The 17,048-nt window shown below is 26.9% G+C and carries 19 protein-coding genes; 16 read left to right on the top strand and 3 right to left on the bottom strand.

The window, feature by feature from the left end; translation table 11 throughout:
- Nucleotides 1-28 precede the first annotated feature (28 nt).
- From J2Z71_RS09080 to J2Z71_RS01680, 3 genes are all read left to right on the top strand, one after another.
- Complete coding sequence (locus J2Z71_RS09080; RefSeq protein WP_425351653.1) at nucleotides 29-142, top strand: IS3 family transposase; 114 nt, start codon at nucleotides 29-31, stop codon at nucleotides 140-142.
- 113 nt (nucleotides 143-255) lie between these two features.
- Nucleotides 256-1,845: an S-layer homology domain-containing protein gene (locus J2Z71_RS01675; protein WP_210060119.1), complete on the top strand. Its 1,590-nt coding sequence runs from the start codon at nucleotides 256-258 to the stop codon at nucleotides 1,843-1,845.
- A gap of 89 nt (nucleotides 1,846-1,934) precedes the next feature.
- Nucleotides 1,935-2,291, top strand: coding sequence for a class II SORL domain-containing protein (locus J2Z71_RS01680; RefSeq protein ID WP_210060120.1), 357 nt, complete (start codon nucleotides 1,935-1,937; stop codon nucleotides 2,289-2,291).
- Between the two features lie 37 nt (nucleotides 2,292-2,328).
- Here J2Z71_RS01680 and J2Z71_RS01685 read toward each other — a convergent pair whose 3' ends face one another.
- Entirely contained in the window at nucleotides 2,329-2,985 is a 657-nt protein-coding gene (locus J2Z71_RS01685) for a GntR family transcriptional regulator (protein ID WP_245311151.1), read from the bottom strand.
- 154 nt (nucleotides 2,986-3,139) lie between these two features.
- On the opposite strand from J2Z71_RS01685, the gene J2Z71_RS01690 reads away from it, so the two are divergent.
- The 3 genes from J2Z71_RS01690 (at nucleotide 3,140) to J2Z71_RS01700 (ending at nucleotide 5,908) form a co-directional block, all read left to right on the top strand.
- Nucleotides 3,140-4,453 carry an aspartate kinase gene (locus J2Z71_RS01690; protein ID WP_210060122.1) on the top strand — a complete coding sequence of 438 codons (1,314 nt, stop codon included), beginning with the start codon at nucleotides 3,140-3,142 and terminating at the stop codon, nucleotides 4,451-4,453.
- 96 nt (nucleotides 4,454-4,549) lie between these two features.
- A complete protein-coding gene (locus J2Z71_RS01695) occupies nucleotides 4,550-5,173 on the top strand; it encodes a PepSY domain-containing protein (protein WP_210060123.1) in 624 nt (207 codons plus the stop codon).
- A 429-nt stretch (nucleotides 5,174-5,602) separates the two neighbouring features.
- A complete protein-coding gene (locus J2Z71_RS01700; RefSeq protein ID WP_210060124.1) occupies nucleotides 5,603-5,908 on the top strand; it encodes a hypothetical protein in 306 nt (101 codons plus the stop codon).
- Nucleotides 5,909-5,964: 56 nt separating this feature from the next.
- Here the strand turns inward: J2Z71_RS01700 and J2Z71_RS01705 are convergent, their stop codons facing one another.
- A complete protein-coding gene (locus J2Z71_RS01705; protein WP_210060125.1) occupies nucleotides 5,965-6,636 on the bottom strand; it encodes an MBL fold metallo-hydrolase in 672 nt (223 codons plus the stop codon).
- Between the two features lie 138 nt (nucleotides 6,637-6,774).
- Here J2Z71_RS01705 and J2Z71_RS01710 point away from each other — a divergent pair, with 138 nt between their 5' ends.
- The 3 genes from J2Z71_RS01710 (at nucleotide 6,775) to J2Z71_RS01720 (ending at nucleotide 11,022) form a co-directional block, all read left to right on the top strand.
- Complete coding sequence (locus J2Z71_RS01710) at nucleotides 6,775-8,037, top strand: S1C family serine protease (RefSeq protein WP_210060126.1); 1,263 nt, start codon at nucleotides 6,775-6,777, stop codon at nucleotides 8,035-8,037.
- A 132-nt stretch (nucleotides 8,038-8,169) separates the two neighbouring features.
- Entirely contained in the window at nucleotides 8,170-9,132 is a 963-nt protein-coding gene (locus J2Z71_RS01715) for an NAD(P)-dependent oxidoreductase (RefSeq protein ID WP_210060127.1), read from the top strand.
- Between the two features lie 150 nt (nucleotides 9,133-9,282).
- Nucleotides 9,283-11,022: an ABC-F family ATP-binding cassette domain-containing protein gene (locus J2Z71_RS01720; protein WP_210060128.1), complete on the top strand. Its 1,740-nt coding sequence runs from the start codon at nucleotides 9,283-9,285 to the stop codon at nucleotides 11,020-11,022.
- A 41-nt stretch (nucleotides 11,023-11,063) separates the two neighbouring features.
- On the opposite strand, the gene J2Z71_RS01725 is transcribed toward J2Z71_RS01720, so the two are convergent.
- Nucleotides 11,064-11,639 carry a xanthine phosphoribosyltransferase gene (locus tag J2Z71_RS01725; RefSeq protein ID WP_210060129.1) on the bottom strand — a complete coding sequence of 192 codons (576 nt, stop codon included), beginning with the start codon at nucleotides 11,637-11,639 and terminating at the stop codon, nucleotides 11,064-11,066.
- 136 nt (nucleotides 11,640-11,775) lie between these two features.
- Here J2Z71_RS01725 and J2Z71_RS01730 point away from each other — a divergent pair, with 136 nt between their 5' ends.
- The 7 genes from J2Z71_RS01730 (at nucleotide 11,776) to J2Z71_RS01760 (ending at nucleotide 17,025) form a co-directional block, all read left to right on the top strand.
- Nucleotides 11,776-12,297, top strand: a complete 522-nt coding sequence (locus tag J2Z71_RS01730) for a nitroreductase family protein (protein ID WP_210060130.1) — start codon at nucleotides 11,776-11,778, stop codon at nucleotides 12,295-12,297.
- A gap of 50 nt (nucleotides 12,298-12,347) precedes the next feature.
- The gene (tsaE, locus tag J2Z71_RS01735; RefSeq protein ID WP_210060131.1) at nucleotides 12,348-12,818 is read left to right on the top strand and encodes a tRNA (adenosine(37)-N6)-threonylcarbamoyltransferase complex ATPase subunit type 1 TsaE; all 471 of its coding nucleotides are present in this window, start codon (nucleotides 12,348-12,350) and stop codon (nucleotides 12,816-12,818) included.
- On the top strand, nucleotides 12,799-13,485 hold the full coding sequence (tsaB, locus tag J2Z71_RS01740) for a tRNA (adenosine(37)-N6)-threonylcarbamoyltransferase complex dimerization subunit type 1 TsaB (RefSeq protein WP_210060132.1): 687 nt from the start codon (nucleotides 12,799-12,801) through the stop codon (nucleotides 13,483-13,485). The genes tsaE and tsaB overlap by 20 nt, the downstream gene beginning before the upstream one ends.
- Entirely contained in the window at nucleotides 13,466-13,906 is a 441-nt protein-coding gene (rimI, locus tag J2Z71_RS01745) for a ribosomal protein S18-alanine N-acetyltransferase (RefSeq protein WP_210060133.1), read from the top strand. Before tsaB ends, rimI begins: the two co-directional genes overlap by 20 nt.
- A 3-nt stretch (nucleotides 13,907-13,909) precedes the next feature.
- Complete coding sequence (gene tsaD, locus J2Z71_RS01750; protein ID WP_210060134.1) at nucleotides 13,910-14,908, top strand: tRNA (adenosine(37)-N6)-threonylcarbamoyltransferase complex transferase subunit TsaD; 999 nt, start codon at nucleotides 13,910-13,912, stop codon at nucleotides 14,906-14,908.
- A 9-nt stretch (nucleotides 14,909-14,917) separates the two neighbouring features.
- Complete coding sequence (gene rpiB / locus J2Z71_RS01755; protein ID WP_210060135.1) at nucleotides 14,918-15,361, top strand: ribose 5-phosphate isomerase B; 444 nt, start codon at nucleotides 14,918-14,920, stop codon at nucleotides 15,359-15,361.
- A 98-nt stretch (nucleotides 15,362-15,459) separates the two neighbouring features.
- The gene (locus J2Z71_RS01760) at nucleotides 15,460-17,025 is read left to right on the top strand and encodes a glycoside hydrolase family 26 protein (protein ID WP_210060136.1); all 1,566 of its coding nucleotides are present in this window, start codon (nucleotides 15,460-15,462) and stop codon (nucleotides 17,023-17,025) included.
- The last annotated feature ends 23 nt before the right edge of the window (nucleotides 17,026-17,048 follow it).

The raw sequence follows: 17,048 nt of genomic DNA on the forward strand, positions 1-17,048 counted from the left end.
AAGATTAAGATTAGTTGGTTTAAAAAATATGAAAGAAACTATTTTGGAGATAAAAAAATACGTTCAGTGGTATAATACTGAACGTATTCAAAAAGCCTTAGGATACTTATCTCCCTTAGAATACAAATTAAAATATCTATAATATTTTATTTGATGTGTACTTGACAGGGCATAGTATCTATGCCTTCTTTTTTTATTACATAATTGTTAAATTTATAATTATTTTATATAATAATAAATAAGAGGTGAATCAATTTGAAAAAATCGTTTAATAACTACTTATTTTTAATTTGTACTTTAATATTTTCAATAATTAGTACAAATGTTTATGCCGCAGAAGACATTCAAGTTATATTAGAGCAGCCAGCAGTATATTCCGCAGCACCTGGAGATAAATTAAAGTATACCTTAAATGTAAAACTTCCAAAGGATTATGAAAATAAATATAAATCCTTTGCAATAACTGTTCTTATGGACAATAATTTAGAAGTAAAAAATACAGAATTAAAAGACATAAAACTTCAAGAAAATAAAATTTCTGTAAAGACAACAAATCTGACAAAGAGTACACAAAACTTAGTAACTTTTACAGTTTCAGAAACAAAACTTTTAAATAAAAAAGAAGACATTAAATTAGATATTAATACAGAAGTTAAAAAGGGAGTAAAGGGAGATAATCTTTTTAAAAATTCCTTTGTACTAACTTATACTGACAGAGCAGGAAAAGAAGAATCAGATCCACAAAAAGATTTAGTTTCAAATACTTCAACAAATGGACTTTTAAATGTAAATGAAGTTTTTAGTAATTCAAAAGAAATTAAGGGAACTACTGAAAAAAATGCAAGTTTAAAAGTATTTTTAGGTGAAGAGATTATATCAGAAGGTAAAAGTAATGATAAGGGAGAATTTAGCTTAAAGATAACTCCTCAAAAAGAAGGAACTGAAATTAAAATAGTAAGTTATTTTAAAAAAGATGCAGAAGAAAAAAATTCATCGAAGGAAATAGTTGTTAAAGAAGAAAAAATTGAAACAACTGATTTATTAGATAAAGAAGAATCTAGTGAAAAAGTAGATGTTAAAAAATATAATATGACAGTTTTAAAGGACTTTTTAAATATGGCAGATGATCTTAATGTAGATAATGCATCAAAAGAGGACTATGCAAGACTTAAAGCCGCTATTGCAAATGGAGAATATATAAAAGTTAAGTCTAAGGTTTTAGATGTTGATTATAAAAATGCAATAGATAAATTAGAAGAAGCTATTAAATATATTAGAAAACCTTATATGACTGGATATAAAGAAGATAAATTTGGACCAAATGACAAAATGACAAGAGCACAAACTGCAGTTGTACTTTCAAGAATAATTAAAGATGAAGAATTAGAAGGTTATTATTCTTCTTTTAAAGATGTAAAACAAGACAAATGGTATGCAGAGGCAATTGGATTTATGGAAGAAAAAGAAATATTAAAGGGATATAAAGATAAGACTTTTAAACCTGAAAAATCTATTACAAGAGCAGAGTTTGCCTCTTTAGTATCAAAAATAATAGATGCAGAAACTGAAAAAGATTCAATTGAATTTAAAGACTTAAAAGAAAATCACTGGGCAAAAGATGATATAGATACTATGACTTCTCTTGGAATTATGAATGGTAGAACAAAGGATACTTTCGCACCTAATGAAGAAATTACAAGAGCAGAAGTTGCAAAAGTTTTAAATAAAATTCAAAAGAAAGAAATAAATAAAGATTTTATAGATAATTATTCTAAAAATCCTTTTACTGATGTTAAAAAGGGCTTTTGGGCATATTATGACATATTAGAAATAACAGCAAATTAAAAATATTATATAAACTTGGTATAACTTAATAATTTTTGGGTAATTAATAATAGAGAAGAAAATTAATTTTAATAGGGGGTTATATAATAATGAAAAAAATTACAGAAACAGTACAAAGTGGAGATTGGAAAGCAGAAAAGCATGTGCCAGTATTACATGTTGAAGAAAACAATGGAATACTTAATATAAAAGCTATTGTTGGAGAAGAAATTGAACATCCAAATACATTAGAACATCATATTGGATGGATTAAAATATTCTTCCAACCAGAAGGAGCTAAATTCCCAATTGAAGTAGCTTCATATGATTTCTCAGCTCATGGAGAAGAGGAATTATTTACAAAACCAGAAGTAGCAGCAGCTATTAAAACAGACAAAAAAGGAACTGTATTTGCAATTAGCTACTGTAATATTCACGGACTTTGGGAAAATTCTCAAGAAATTTAATATACTAAAAAAGAGATTGCTAAGCAATCTCTTTTTTTTAAAATCTAAACATTTTGTAGTCACTTTGTGATTCAAGCATAGGATAGATATTTGAAACATATTTATAACTAAGATCAAAGGCTCTATCTTGATCTTTTGCTTCAATAGCATCATAAATACTACTAACACTATCATAAACATCTTTAATATTATTTTCATCTTTAAAAATGAAGTTTGCAAATCTATAAAGTCTTTCATTTATTACAAATAAAGTATCTCTTAAAATTGAATTTTGAGTTAACCTTATAAGAGCTGCATTCCAGTTCATGATTTCTTTTTTAGTTGTTTCAAGATCATTTTCCTCATAGGCTACAATTAGCTTTGTGACAATGTCTTCAAGTTCTTGAGTTCTTTTTGCAATACCTTCTTGAGCAAGAAGTTTAACAGCAAGTGGTTCAAGAGCAGTTCTAACATCGTATAAGTCTTTTGCTTTCTTCATAGAAATTTTAGAAACTATGTAGGATTTTCTAGGAAAGTTTTCTACAAGACCTTCATCATTTAATCTAGAAAGAGCCTCTCTAACAGGAGTTCTGGAAACCTCAAGTTCTTTTGCAATATCCATTTCTATAAGTTTATCTCCAGGAAGAAGCTCGTTGTTTAAGATTTTTCCCTTTAGATTATCGTAAACTATGCTACTTAATGATTTTTTTTCCATATAAATCGTCATTCCTCACTTCTTTTATTCAATTATTATTATAACAAATTTAAGTGCTAGATTATACACTATATTCAAAGTTTTTTGGAATTCTTGACGAAAATTGCACTAAATATTAATATATATATAATTATATTTTTTTAGGGAGGATTTTATGAGTATAATAGTATCGAAATTTGGCGGAACATCACTTGCCAATGGAAGACAGTTTTTAAGAGTAAAGGATATAATTTTATCAAATGAAGATAGAAAATATATCGTTGCATCAGCTCCAGGAAAATCAAATAGTGAAGATACCAAAGTAACGGATTTATTATATTTAAGTTATGATCTTGCAAAACATAAAATTACATTTATAGATACTTTAGAAAAAGTTTTTGATAAATATAAAGATATTATAAAAAATGCAAACTTAGATTTAGATTTGTCTGAATATTTTAATCAATTAAAAATAGATTTAGAAAGTGGAAAAGATAGAGATTTTATAGCAAGTAGAGGAGAATATTTAAATGCTTATATACTTGCAAATTTAATAGGTTATGACTTTGTAGATGCAAAGGACTTAATATTTTTTGATGAAAATGGAAACTTTGATGAAAAAAAATCATATAATGCAATAGAAAATATGAAAAAAAATCATAAAAATGCAGTAATACCAGGATTTTATGGCTCTATGCCAAAGGGAAATATTAAAACATTTTCAAGAGGTGGAGGAGATTTAACAGGATCTATAATTTCAAGAGGAGTAAAAACAGACCTTTACGAAAATTGGACAGATATATCTGGATTTATGAGTGCAGATCCAAGAATTGTAAAAAATCCAAATAAAATTGAAGTAATAACATATAAAGAACTTCGTGAGCTTTCTTATGCAGGAGCATCAGTATTACATGAAGAGGCGATTATTCCAGTTACAGTTGCAGGAATCCCAATTGAAATTAAAAACACATTTAAACCAGAAGAAAAGGGAACATTAATAGTTGAAGATACTTTTGAAAAGGGATTATCAGAAATAACAGGAGTATCTGGAAAAAAACATTTTTCAGTAATAAATATTGAGAAAGTTCAAATGAATAAGGACAAGTCCTTTCATAGAAAATTAATGAGCGTACTTGAAGTAAATGGAATATATCTTGAGCATATGCCATCAAGTATAGATTCACTTTCATTAATAGTTGCAGATAAGTACTTAACTGGAAAAATAGACACATTAGAAACAGAAATTAAAACCTTAGTAAATCCAGATAAAATATCTATAAAATCAAATATTGCACTTATAACAGTAGTAGGTCGTGGAATGATAAATTCTGTTGGAACATCTGCAAAATTATTTACAGCACTTGCAGCAGCAGGAGTAAATATAAATATGATAGTACAAGGTGCAAGTGAGCTAAATATAATTGTTGGAGTAGAAGAAAAAGACTACGAAAAAGCCATAAATAGCATATATGATTCATTTATGAATTAATTGTGAAAAATTAAACTATTATGTTAGCCTTTCGTAAAATGTGGTATAAATCAAAAAAGAGATGAAATCGCATAAATACTAATAATGGAGGTTAATATGAAGAAAAAATTAATTTTAATTTTAGGATTAAGTTTTGTTTTAACAGCTTGTGGAAATAAAAATGTTGCAAATAAAACAGATAATAATCAAAACATAGGAAATAAAATTGAAAATGCAGTAAATATTGACAATGATAATACAAAAGACATACAAGAACTTAGAATGGCAAATGGTAAGAATATAGCCTATGAAGATATAACAATTAAAGCAGAAGAGGCAGCTAGAATTTTTAAAAATGATAAGCCAAATGTAAATTTAAAAGATATATCTTTAGAAATAGAAGCAAATTCCTATGTTTATAAACTAAGTGGAGTAACAGAAACAGAAGAATATGAAATTGAAATAAATCCTGTAACAGGAGATATTATTAAAACAGAAACAGAAAAAGATAGAGATCTTGTAGAAGGATTTGAAATTAATGATGATCATCTTGCAAAAATAGATCCTATTATTGAAAAAGCACTTGCAGATGCAGGAGAAGAATATAGCTTTTACGAATGGGATATAGAAGTAGATGATGGAAGAATAGAGTTAAATGTAGAGCTTAGAGATAAATCAGGAAAAGATATTGAATATAAATACAATGTTGAAAATGAAGAGCTAATAGAAAAAGAAAGATAATAAAAATAAAAAAACCAAGGATGGGAGTCCTTGGTTTAATTTTTTCCATTCCATAATAATCTGAAAGGAGAGGAAGGAAAATTTCTTTTTTGGTATAAAAATTAATTCTATTAATCTTAAGGGGGTACCTCTTGATTAATAATATGTTTCATATAAATAAATGGGTGTAATGTAGCATACTTACTAATTGATAGTCAGTATCACTAACTTGATATAAGTATATAATAATAATTATCAATTGTAAAGCCTTTTTTAAAAGAATTTTAAGAATTTTTATAAATTTTATTATTTTAATAAGTATTTAAAAATATCAGCTTAATATATTGAAAATTAGCCATTATTTTAAAATAATAAGTTGTAAGTATTATATTAAATATATTTATTAAAATTTATGTTATATTAAATATAGATTTTAAGATAGGAGTTATTATGAAAAAAAGAGATATTTCAGAGATACAAAATTTTTTATATGTAATTTTATTATTTTTATTATTAATACTTTTAACTAAAAAGGACATTGCAATAGATATAAGATTTACAATGTTAACATTAGTACTTATTATTTATATAATAATTATTTCAATTGGAATTAAAAAATTTATTGATGAATATAAAACTTTAGATTCTTCTAAGAAACTAATATTTTTAATTAAAGAAGTTTTCTTAATTTTAGTATTAGTAGGTTATTTTATAGTTTATTATATGAATTTAAAAGAGTATTTACTATTGAGATAAATAAATCTTTTTAGAGTAAATTATATAAATAAAAGAATAAGAAGCCCTAGGGCTTCTTATATTTTTAAATCAAATTCTTGATTATCATGTTCTACTGTCATAATTATTTTGTCTTTAAATTTATCTTGATATTTATCTTTAAATTTTTGAGATAGGTTGAAGTCTTCCCACATATGCATTGGGAAATAGTATTTAGCAGAAGTATTTTCTAAGAAATATTTTCCAGTTAAATCATAGGAATCTTTCATTCTAGGATCTACTACCATCATTACAACATCTACATCTAAGTCTTTAAACTTATCTACTTCTGATTCAAACCATACTTTCATATGATCTCTATCTTCTTTAGTATATCTATCCCAAACCCAATGATTTAAGTCTCCTGCATGTATTACAGAAAAATCATCACCCTTAACATAAAAGGCAACTCCTTCATCAGTTGAGCCAGTAGTTTTTATTAAAAGATCAAATAAATTATATTCATTATCAGGACTTACAATTAAAGTATTTTCTGGTGGATTAGTTTCAATATCATCACTTAATACATAATAATCTGCTTTTAGTTCAAATATTTCTTCAATAAAGTGATCGGCATGTCTATGAGTTGAGAAAAATATTACTTTTTTATCCTTTGGAATATTTAACTCCCCACCAATATAATCAAATACTAAATAATAATTTTTGCTTTCTACAGTATAACAAGAATGTTTTACAAAAGTTATTTTCATAAATCTCCTCCTCTTTATTATAGATAACCAATTTTTCAAATTTTAATATTAAATTTTCAAAGTCCTTATATTAATTTGCCACTATATTTTCACATTTTATAAATAAAATAGGGTATATAAATTTAAAGGAGGGGTTTTATGGCCGATTTTAAAGAGGATTATAATTATGACAACTATTATGGAAGAAAAAAGAAAAAATCAAATAAAGGAATTGTAATTTTATGTCTTATATGTGCAATTATTGGAGGTGTAATTGGCTCTGCAATAACTTCTGTTTTATTTGGGGGAAGTGAACTTCAAAGTACAGGTAATTCTAATGAAAATATAACGATTAATGCGAAAACAGAAAATACTGTAGCAGCAGCTGTTGCAAAAAAAGCAATGCCATCAGTTGTAGGTATTACAACTAGTGAAATACAACAATCTATTTTTGGAGCAGTTGAATCTCGTGGTACTGGATCTGGAATTATAGTTGATGAAAAGGGATATATTCTAACTAATACTCATGTTGTAAAAATGGGAGGAAAATTAGTAAATTCCTGTAAGGTATTACTTAATGATGGAACAACAATAGAAGGAAAGCCAATTTGGGCAGATTCCTCAATAGATGTTGCAATTGTAAAGGTAAATACTACTGAAAAATTAAAATCAGCAGAACTTGGAGACTCAGATGAACTACAAATTGGAGAAACTGCAATAGCAATAGGAAATCCAATAGATATGGCATATCAAAGATCTGTAACTCAAGGAATAATATCAGGTCTAAATAGATATGTTGGTCAAGTAGATGGAGGAGGATATATGACAGGCCTTATTCAAACAGATGCTTCGATTAATGAAGGTAATTCTGGAGGACCTCTTTTAAATGCTAAGGGACAAGTTATTGGAATGAATACTGTTAAGGTTTCTGTTGGAGAGGGACTTGGATTTTCTATTCCTATAAATTCTGTAAAACCTATTATAGATAGTGTAATAGAAACAGGCGATTATAAAGTAGTATCTATGGGAACTGAGTCTTTAGATGTAGCAAGACTTCAAAGATATTATGAAAAAGATCTAGGAGTAAGAGAAGGAGTATTTGTATTTAGAGTTTATGAAAATTCTCCTGCTGCGAAATCAGGAATAAAAGATGGAGATATTATTGTAAAAATTGGAGAGGATAATATTTCTACAGTAGACTCACTAAAATCAACTCTTTATAAATATAAAGTTGGAGATAGTGTAGATATGACTATTATAAGAGATGGAAAAGAAGAAAAAGTAAATATTACTTTTACTGATTATTCCGTAGCTGATGATGCAAATGAAGATAAAGATGAGAATTTTAAAGAACAAAAAATAGAAGAAAATAGAATTAAAGAAAAAAGTCCATCAGATTTATTAAAAGAATTTGGATTTTAATTATAGAAGTCCCTTTTAGAAGGGACTTTTTTATGTTATTTGTCTATATTAGTTTAGTTTAATACTTAAAAGTGTATAAAGACAATACATTAAGATAATTTCTAAATCTAATAATAGAAAGAGAGTATTAATATGAAAATTTTAATAAATAATTGTTATTATTCACCGAAAAATGATTTTAAGGAAGAAATTGAAATATTAAAAAATGCCTTTGAAAACAATATTGAAATTGAAATATATGATTATAAAAATAAAAAAGAATTTATAGAAAAATTACAGGGAACAGATATTTTAATGACAAATAATTTAAATCTTGATGAAGAAATCTTAAAAAATGCAAAAAATTTAGAGTTGATTTCACTTATGCAAAATAATTATCAAAATGTAGATATTGAGTTTGCAAAGAAAAAAAACATTGTAATTGCTCTATCTAAGGAAGATTTTGAAGTAGAGGTTGCAGAAAGTGCCTTAGCTATGGCTTTTGCCTTAAATAGAGGGATTAAATTTTATGATGTTGAAATAGAGCTTTTTAAAATTTGGGACTATACAAAATTAAAAGAGCCAAAGACAATGGAAGAGATGAGTATTGGAATAATTGGATATAATAGATTTGGAAGATATACTTCTAAAAAGTTTGCACCACTTGTAAAAGATATTATGATATATGATAGTGAAGAAATCAAATCTTTTAATAATGAGAAAATAGTAGATTTTGATTATCTATTAGAGAATTCTGATATTATAATTAATCATATGGATTTTAATGAAGGTGAGTTTTTTAATTTAGAAAAGTTTAAAAAGATGAAAGAAAAGCCACTATTTATTGATCTTTCAGAAAAAATGCAAATTAATAAGGAAGATTTAATTTCAAGTTTAAATAAGGGCTATATTAAAGGTGCGGGGCTTGATTCTATAGATTATAGAAAATTAGAGATTTATGGAGAAAGACTTTTTGAGAGAAGTAATGTGATTATTACTCCAAATTCTTCTTTCTATTCTAAAAATTCTATGGATAAATTAAGAAAAAATGCATGTTTAAATATAATAAATTATATAAATAAAAATTATAAGGAAATTCCAATTTTAATAAAGTAGAAGCTCTCCTAAAAGGGAGAGTTTTTATTTTATTTAAAAAAAGTATTTAATTTAATATAAAAATAATTGAAAGAATAGTTAAAAAATGCTATACTACACCTAAAAATTAATTGATAATTTGTATATTGTCAATATAGAAAGGCTGATGAAATGCTAAAAGTAAATAACTTGTCTTATTGGCAATTACAAAAAGATTTATATAAGGAGATATCCTTTAGTGTAGAAGAGAAAGATCACTGTGCTTTTATAGGAATAAATGGAAGTGGAAAGAGCACTTTAATAGATTTAATAATAAATTCTGAAAAACACTCTTATAATGGAGATATTGAACTTGATAATAATGCGATAATTGGATATATAAGCCAGTTTTCAAATATGGATGATATTAAGGATTTAACTATATTTGAATATATTGCAAAGGACTATTTAACTCTTCAAAAAGAACTTGAAAATATATGTATTGAAATGGAAACATCTTCTGAAATAGAAAAACTATTAGAAGAATATCAAAGAGTTTCTGATGATTTAGATGCTCTTGGTGGAAGTGATTTTGAACAAAGTATTAGCAAGAAGATGAATCTTGCAAATTTATCAAATTATAATGAATTACTAATATCTGAACTTTCTAGTGGAGAGTTTAAACTTGTAAAGATTATAAAAGAAATGCTTCAAAATCCAGATTTATTAATAATGGATGAACCTGATGCTTTTTTAGATTTTGAGAACTTAAATTCACTTAGAAATTTAATAAATTCCTATAAGGGAACTCTTCTTGTAGTTACTCATAATAGATATTTATTAAATAATTGTTTTAACAAAATACTTCATTTAGAAAATACATTAGTTCAAGAATTTAATGGAAAATATATTGATTATAAATTTTCACTACTTGAAAGCAAAATTGAACTTCAAGAGCTTTCAATAAAAGATGAAGAAGAAATTGAAAGAAATGAAGTAATTCTTAGAAAATATCGTAAAGCTGCATCTTTAAACCCTGATGCAGGAATTGGAAAATATGCAAAAGCAAGGGCTACTATTATACAAAGGCTTGAAGATAGAAAGACAAATGCGCCTTTTGTATATATAAAAGAGCCAGAGATAAATCTTTATACTGAAAAGGAAATAGATGATGATATAGTTTTAGAAGTTAAGGATTTAAATATTTCCTTTGATGAAAGTATATTAGAAAATATTTCTTTTGATATTTTGAAAAATGAAAAAGTTGCAATTGTTGGAGCAAATGGAACTGGAAAAACTTCTCTTTTAAGAAAATTATATAAAAATAATGATAATTCAATTAAATATAATGAACTTGTAGATTTTGAATATTTATCTCAAGCTCAAGGTGAAGTCTTAGATGAAAATAATACTGTTTTTGAAGAATTGTCACAATGTAATTTTGAAACTAGAGAGGATATTATTTTATCTCTTGAAAAATATAATTTTAATGAAGAATTTTTAGAACAAAAAATATCATCTCTTTCAGGTGGAGAGAAAAATTTAATTCAAATAATAAAAATAGAGTCTGCAAAGTCAAATATGCTATTACTTGATGAGCCAACTAGCCATTTAGACACATATTCTCAAATAGCTTTAGAAAAGGCAGTTAAAAATTATAATGGATCAGTTTTAATGGTATCTCATGATTTATATTTTATTATTAATACAATGGATTATGTGCTTTTAGTTGAAGATAAGTCTATAAGAAGAATAAATATGAAAAAATTTAAAAAACTTGTCTATTCAAAATATTTTGAAAGAGAAACTATGGAGCTTGAAGAAAAGAAAAAATTATTAGAAACAAAAATTGAAAAAGCTCTTGAGGACAATAATTTTGAACTAGCTCAGGTTTTAGCTTTGGAACTTTCTGAAACAATTAAATTAATATAATAAAAAAACTATTATTGATTAATCAATAATAGTTTTTTTAATTAGTTATCAAATTCAAATTTTCCATTTTCAATAGTTTTTATAATAGCTAGAGAAAGAAGATCATATCCCATATCTCTAATTATTTTTCCACCATCTTGAAATCCCTTTTCAACAGCTACAGAAAGCCCTTCAATTTGACATCCTGCTTGATTTGCAACATCAATTAGTCCTTTTAATGCATTTCCCTCAGCTAGGAAATCATCAATAATAAGAAGATTATCATCACTTGATAAATATCTTTTAGAAACAGTTACATTGTATTCTTTATTTGATGTGTATGATTTTACAACTGATTGATATAAATCATCACCAATATTTGATGTTTTTTGTTTTTTTGCAAAAACTACAGGAATATAAGAAAATGCCTGTGATACAACTGTTGCAAGTGCAATTCCTGATGCTTCAATTGTAAGTATTTTATTTATATTTTTGTCTTTAAAGTGTTCATAGATTTCTTGACCAAGTTTATTTAAAAATTCTATATCAAGTTGGTGATTTAAAAAGGAATCTACTTTAATAATATTACCATCTAGAATTCTTCCGTCTTTAAGAATTCTCTCTTCTAATAAGTTCATACTTTTTACCCCCTGTCTAAATTATATATATAATATCTTATTTATTAAAATATATTTTAGAATAATATATAAATGATATACTAATAATAGGAAAAATGGTAGATAAAATATGAAAAAATATGTTTAAGGGGGATTTATGTTTTTAGATTTAGCAAAAAAGAGAAGAAGTATAAGAAAATTTACAGATGAAAATGTATCTGATGAAGATTTAAAATATATTTTAGAATGTGCACTTCTTTCTCCCACTGGTAGAGGAGTGGACTGCAAAAAATATATAGTAGTAAGAGATAAAAATATGTTAAAGAAACTTTCTGTATATAAGGCATCAGGTGCAAGATTTATAGAAAATGCAAATCTTGCAATAGTTGTAATAACAAATAAAGATATTGCTATAACAACCTATGAGCAAGATGCATGTATTACTGCTTCTTATATTCAACTTGCTGTAAGCGATATAAATTTAGGATCTTGCTGGGGAAATGTTCTTGAACAAAAAAACGAAGATGGTAAACTTGGACATATGGTTATAAGAGGTCTTTTAGATATTCCAGAAAATTATAATGTTGAATGTGTAATAGGAATTGGACATATAGATGAAAGACCTAAGGAAAAGAAAGAGCTTGATTTTAGTGAACATGTGCATTTTGAAAAATTTTAATCTGTAAAAAAACTGCATTTTTTGATATAATTTCTACTTTAGAGGTGCTTATGAAATTTATTATAGAAAATAGAGAAAAAACGAAAAAATTTGGGGAATATTTAGGTAGTATTTTAAACTCTGGAGATGTTATTTGTCTAAATGGAGATTTGGGAACTGGAAAGACAACTATGACAAAGAGCATTGGCCTAGGTATGGGAATTGATGACTATATTACATCACCTACTTTTACAATAATAAATGAATATTATGGAAATCTTAATCTTTATCATTTTGATACCTATAGACTTAGTTCAAATGCTGATGTAGAATATTTAGGATTTGATGAATATTTTTATGGTGATGGAGTTTGCATAATTGAATGGGCTAATAGAATAAAAGATGCACTTCCAGAAGATTACCTAGAGATGAATTTAAAAAGAATTGATGAAGAAAAAAGAGAAGTTGAAATTGTGGCCGTAGGACCTAGGTCGCAAGAATTATTAGAGGAGCTAAGAAATAATGAAAATTCTTGGAATTGACACATCTACAATGAGAACATCTGTTGGAATTGTTGAAGATGATGAAATAGTTGCAGAATACTTATTATCAGGAAGTAGATTTCATTCTGAATCTATAACTGAAATGATTAATGATATTTTTAGTAAATTAGATTTTACTATTAATGATATTGATCTATTAGCAGTGGGAGTTGGACCTGGATCTTTTACAGGTGTAAGGATTGCTGTAACTATACAAAAGACTTTTGCACAATTTCTTAAAAAAGATATTTGCGGAGTTTCATCACTTAAGGCAATGGCAGTAGATACAAATTCAAATAGAATAATAGTGCCTATTGTAGATGCAAAAAGACATAGAGCATATAGTGGTATATACAAAGAAGAAAATGGAAAAATTATAACTTTAAGAGAAGATGATCTTAAAGATGTAAGTGAAATAATAAAAGAACTTAAAGATTTAGATAAAGAGATTTTACTAACAGGACCTGGAAGAAAAGTGTTTTTTGATGAATTTAAAGAAGAATTAGATGTATTAATGACAAATGATATGGGACTTTCTGGTACAAAAATTGCAAAAATTGCAAAGGAAAAGTTTGAAGAAAGTGGTTCTGATAATTATTTTGAAGTTCTTCCAAATTATTTAAGACTTTCACAGGCAGAAAGAGAATATGAAAAAAGAAATAATTAGACTTGCAATAGGAAGTGATTTAGACAGAATACTTGAAATAGAAAATCACTCCTTTGACACGCCTTGGTCTAGGGAATCTTTGAGAATTGAAATAGAAGAAAATGAACTTTCAGAAGTTTATATTATTGAAAATGACTTTGATATTTTAGGTTATATGGGATATATGAAGATTTTTGATGAAGCTCATATTACAAATATTGCAATTGATAAAAAGTATAGGGGCCTAGGCTATGGACGAAAACTTGTAGAAGAAGTAGTTGAAAAATTAAAAGAAGAAGATTTTAATATAACTCTTGAAGTTTCTGAAAAAAATAAAGCTGCAAGAAATTTATATGAAAGTCTTGGATTTGAAGAAGCTGGAATTAGAAAAGATTACTACAAAATAGGTGATAATGCACTTATTATGTGGAATAGAAGGTGAAAAATGATTACATTAGCAGTTGAGTCTTCTTGTGATGAAACATCTGTAGCAGTAGTAGAAGATGGACGTAAGATATTATCAAATGTTATAGCATCACAAATAGATACTCATAAAAAATTTGGAGGAGTTGTTCCTGAAATTGCATCAAGAGAACATGTTGAGGCAATTAATACAGTTTTTCAAGAAGCTATTGAAGAAGCAAAAATTACTGTTGAAGATATAGATTTAGTTGTGGCAACTAGAGGACCAGGACTTATTGGAGCATTACTTGTTGGACTATCAGCAGCAAAGGCTTTTGCCTATGCCATTAATAGACCATTTATTGGAGTAAATCACATAATAGGACATGTTTGTGCAAATTATCTATCTCATGAAGAGTTAAAACCTCCCTTTGCAGGACTTATAATATCTGGAGGACATACCTATTTATTAAAGGTAAAGGACTATGTGGACTTTGAACTTGTAGGTAGAACTCGTGATGATGCAACAGGAGAGGCCTTTGACAAAGTTGCAAGATCTATGGGAATTGGATACCCTGGAGGACCAGTAATAGACAAACTTGCAAAAGAGGGAAATTCTAATGCAGTGGAATTTCCAAGAATAATGCTTGAAGAAAATTCCTATGATTTTTCTTTTAGTGGACTTAAAACATCAGTTATAAATTATCTACACAATAAAGAACAAAAGGGCGAAGAAATAATAGTAAAAGATGTAGCAGCATCTTTTCAACAAGCTGTAATAGATGTTCTTGTGGAAAAAACATTTAGACTTGCTCATGAATATAATTTTGACAAAATAGTTATATCAGGAGGAGTTTCTGCAAATGATGGAATAAGATCTGCCTTTGAAAAAAGAGGAGAAGAAGAGGGAATAAAAATTTATTATCCTAAAAAAATACTATGTACAGACAATGCAGCAATGATTGCAAGTGCAGGATATTATTTATATAAATCTGGAAATTACGACAAAGAAACTACAGCAAACCCAAACTTAGGGTTATAAGGAGGAAATATGAAAATAGGATTTGGATCAGACCATGCAGGATTTGAACTTAAAGAATTTTTAAGAAAACATTTAGAAGAAGCAGGATATGAATGTGTTGATTATGGTACATTTAGCGAAGATAGAGTTGATTATCCTGATTATGGAAGAATAGTTGGAGAAAAAGTAGCAAGTAAAGAAGTAGATAAGGGCGTATTAGTTTGTGGAACAGGAATAGGAATATCCCTTGCAGCTAATAAAGTAAAAGGCGTAAGAGCTGCAGTTTGTTCAGAGTCTTATTCAGCAGCAATGGCAGCAAAACACAATAATGCAAATATAATTGCAGTAGGTGCAAGAGTTGTTGGAGATGAGGTTGCAAAACTTATTGTTGATACATTTTTAAATTCTGAATTTGAAGGTGGAAGACATGCAGATCGTGTTGCAAAAATAGATAAAATAGAAGAAAACAACTAATCATTGCCTCCTTTTATAAATTTAAAGGGAGGCTTTTTTACTTGTAAAAATATGATTATATAGTAAGATAATCATATAATGATTATTAGGAGGAATCTATGAAAGAAATAAAAGTACTTGTTGCCTCGGTATTAATGATAATAATTATAAGTTTTTCTGGTGCGAAAAATACATATGCTTCAGAATTTTTAGAAGAAACTTATGAAGTAATTCCAGTAAGTAATAATGAGAGGCAATTTAAAAATCATGTAGATGGATATTCTATAAATATTCCAGTGGATTCAGCAATATCTTTTGATGCAGAGCAATTAAAGACTCAGTTTAATTTTGGAAATACTGAAGTTAAGATTTTTATTCAGGACTTTTTCAAAGAATTTAATTACAATGACTATTTATACTATTCTCTAAAGGGGCTTAGAAATAATGCAATAGATCATAATTTTACAAAAGATGGAGCAGAAAATACAGCAATAGGACAAGCTCATGTAGTTGAGTTTAATAGACGTAAGTTAAGTGGAATAAGCAATGATAAAAATAATTATTATATTTTAATTAAAAAACTTGATGATGGACGTGCTTTAACTTTTATGGCAAAATCAAGTGATCTAATAAATAAAGATCAATTAAATAGAATGCTTTCTACTTTTAATTCAAACTTAGGAAGAACAAAAACACCTTATATTAGAAAATCAAAGGATGTTTTTTTTGATAAGTATGGAAATGAAAATGCAAATCCTAAATGGGATGACAAAACAAAAAATCTATATGTAGAAGACTTTATAAAATCAAATAAACAACATTGGGGAATATTTTCTCAAGATTATTGGTTTACAAATAAAGTAGCAGAACTTGAAGAAAAAACTGGTATGGATTTTAAATATATGATTTTATATCATAGTTTTACAAGTAAAAATGACACATTAAGATATGCAATTCAAGCTGCAAGATCCTATGATAAATATGTAGAGTTTACTCTTCAAACAGATATAAATGGAGGTAAAAACTTAATTTATGAAGTTCTTGAAGGTGGACATGATGATTTTATTAGAGAAATGGCAAGAATAATAAAAGAAGAAAAACATCCTACACTTATAAGACTTGCAAATGAAATGAATGGTGACTGGTGCTCTTATTCTGCATGGAATACAGGACTTGATTCAGATATATATATGGCTTATTACAATTATATTTATAGCATAATGGAAGAAGAAGGAGCAAATCCTTATTTAATCTATGTATTTAATCCAAATGGAAGATCATTTCCAGATTTTAAATACAATCAAGAGTCAATGTATAGACCACTTGATGATAGATTTCATATAATGGGACTTACTCTTTATAATACAGGAACATATTATCCAGATGAAAAATGGGAAAGTTTTGAATCTCTATATGGACCACTTTATAATGATGCTATAAGCAAATATGATAAACCACTTATGATTACAGAATTTGCTTGTTCTAGTATTGGTGAAGATAAACCAGCTTGGACAAGAGATATGTTAAATCAAATTGAAAAGTACAATAGAATAAAAGTTGCAATATGGTTTAATGGAATAGATAAAGATGCACAGGGTAATCCTGCAAGAGTGTATTTAATAGATGATCCAATAGAAAATGCAGAAGTTTTTAAAGAACATTTTTCAAAATCTATATTCAAATAAAATTAATTCCTAGAAAGTCTAAC

Origin of the sequence: Peptoniphilus stercorisuis, from assembly GCF_017874395.1 — a bacterium.
GTDB lineage: Bacteria > Bacillota > Clostridia > Tissierellales > Peptoniphilaceae > Anaerosphaera > Anaerosphaera stercorisuis.

Excerpts from the sequence above, each read along its gene's own strand:
- J2Z71_RS09080 (WP_425351653.1), top strand. The coding sequence starts at position 29 with ATGAAAGAAACTATTTTGGAGATAAAAAAATACGTTCAGTGGTATAAT.
- J2Z71_RS01680 (WP_210060120.1), top strand. The coding sequence starts at position 1,935 with ATGAAAAAAATTACAGAAACAGTACAAAGTGGAGATTGGAAAGCAGAA.
- J2Z71_RS01685 (WP_245311151.1), bottom strand. The coding sequence starts at position 2,985 with ATGGAAAAAAAATCATTAAGTAGCATAGTTTACGATAATCTAAAGGGA.
- J2Z71_RS01690 (WP_210060122.1), top strand. The coding sequence starts at position 3,140 with ATGAGTATAATAGTATCGAAATTTGGCGGAACATCACTTGCCAATGGA.
- J2Z71_RS01695 (WP_210060123.1), top strand. The coding sequence starts at position 4,550 with ATGAAGAAAAAATTAATTTTAATTTTAGGATTAAGTTTTGTTTTAACA.
- J2Z71_RS01700 (WP_210060124.1), top strand. The coding sequence starts at position 5,603 with ATGAAAAAAAGAGATATTTCAGAGATACAAAATTTTTTATATGTAATT.
- J2Z71_RS01705 (WP_210060125.1), bottom strand. The coding sequence starts at position 6,636 with ATGAAAATAACTTTTGTAAAACATTCTTGTTATACTGTAGAAAGCAAA.
- J2Z71_RS01710 (WP_210060126.1), top strand. The coding sequence starts at position 6,775 with ATGGCCGATTTTAAAGAGGATTATAATTATGACAACTATTATGGAAGA.
- J2Z71_RS01715 (WP_210060127.1), top strand. The coding sequence starts at position 8,170 with ATGAAAATTTTAATAAATAATTGTTATTATTCACCGAAAAATGATTTT.
- J2Z71_RS01720 (WP_210060128.1), top strand. The coding sequence starts at position 9,283 with ATGCTAAAAGTAAATAACTTGTCTTATTGGCAATTACAAAAAGATTTA.
- J2Z71_RS01725 (WP_210060129.1), bottom strand. The coding sequence starts at position 11,639 with ATGAACTTATTAGAAGAGAGAATTCTTAAAGACGGAAGAATTCTAGAT.
- J2Z71_RS01730 (WP_210060130.1), top strand. The coding sequence starts at position 11,776 with ATGTTTTTAGATTTAGCAAAAAAGAGAAGAAGTATAAGAAAATTTACA.
- tsaE (WP_210060131.1), top strand. The coding sequence starts at position 12,348 with ATGAAATTTATTATAGAAAATAGAGAAAAAACGAAAAAATTTGGGGAA.
- tsaB (WP_210060132.1), top strand. The coding sequence starts at position 12,799 with ATGAAAATTCTTGGAATTGACACATCTACAATGAGAACATCTGTTGGA.
- rimI (WP_210060133.1), top strand. The coding sequence starts at position 13,466 with ATGAAAAAAGAAATAATTAGACTTGCAATAGGAAGTGATTTAGACAGA.
- tsaD (WP_210060134.1), top strand. The coding sequence starts at position 13,910 with ATGATTACATTAGCAGTTGAGTCTTCTTGTGATGAAACATCTGTAGCA.
- rpiB (WP_210060135.1), top strand. The coding sequence starts at position 14,918 with ATGAAAATAGGATTTGGATCAGACCATGCAGGATTTGAACTTAAAGAA.
- J2Z71_RS01760 (WP_210060136.1), top strand. The coding sequence starts at position 15,460 with ATGAAAGAAATAAAAGTACTTGTTGCCTCGGTATTAATGATAATAATT.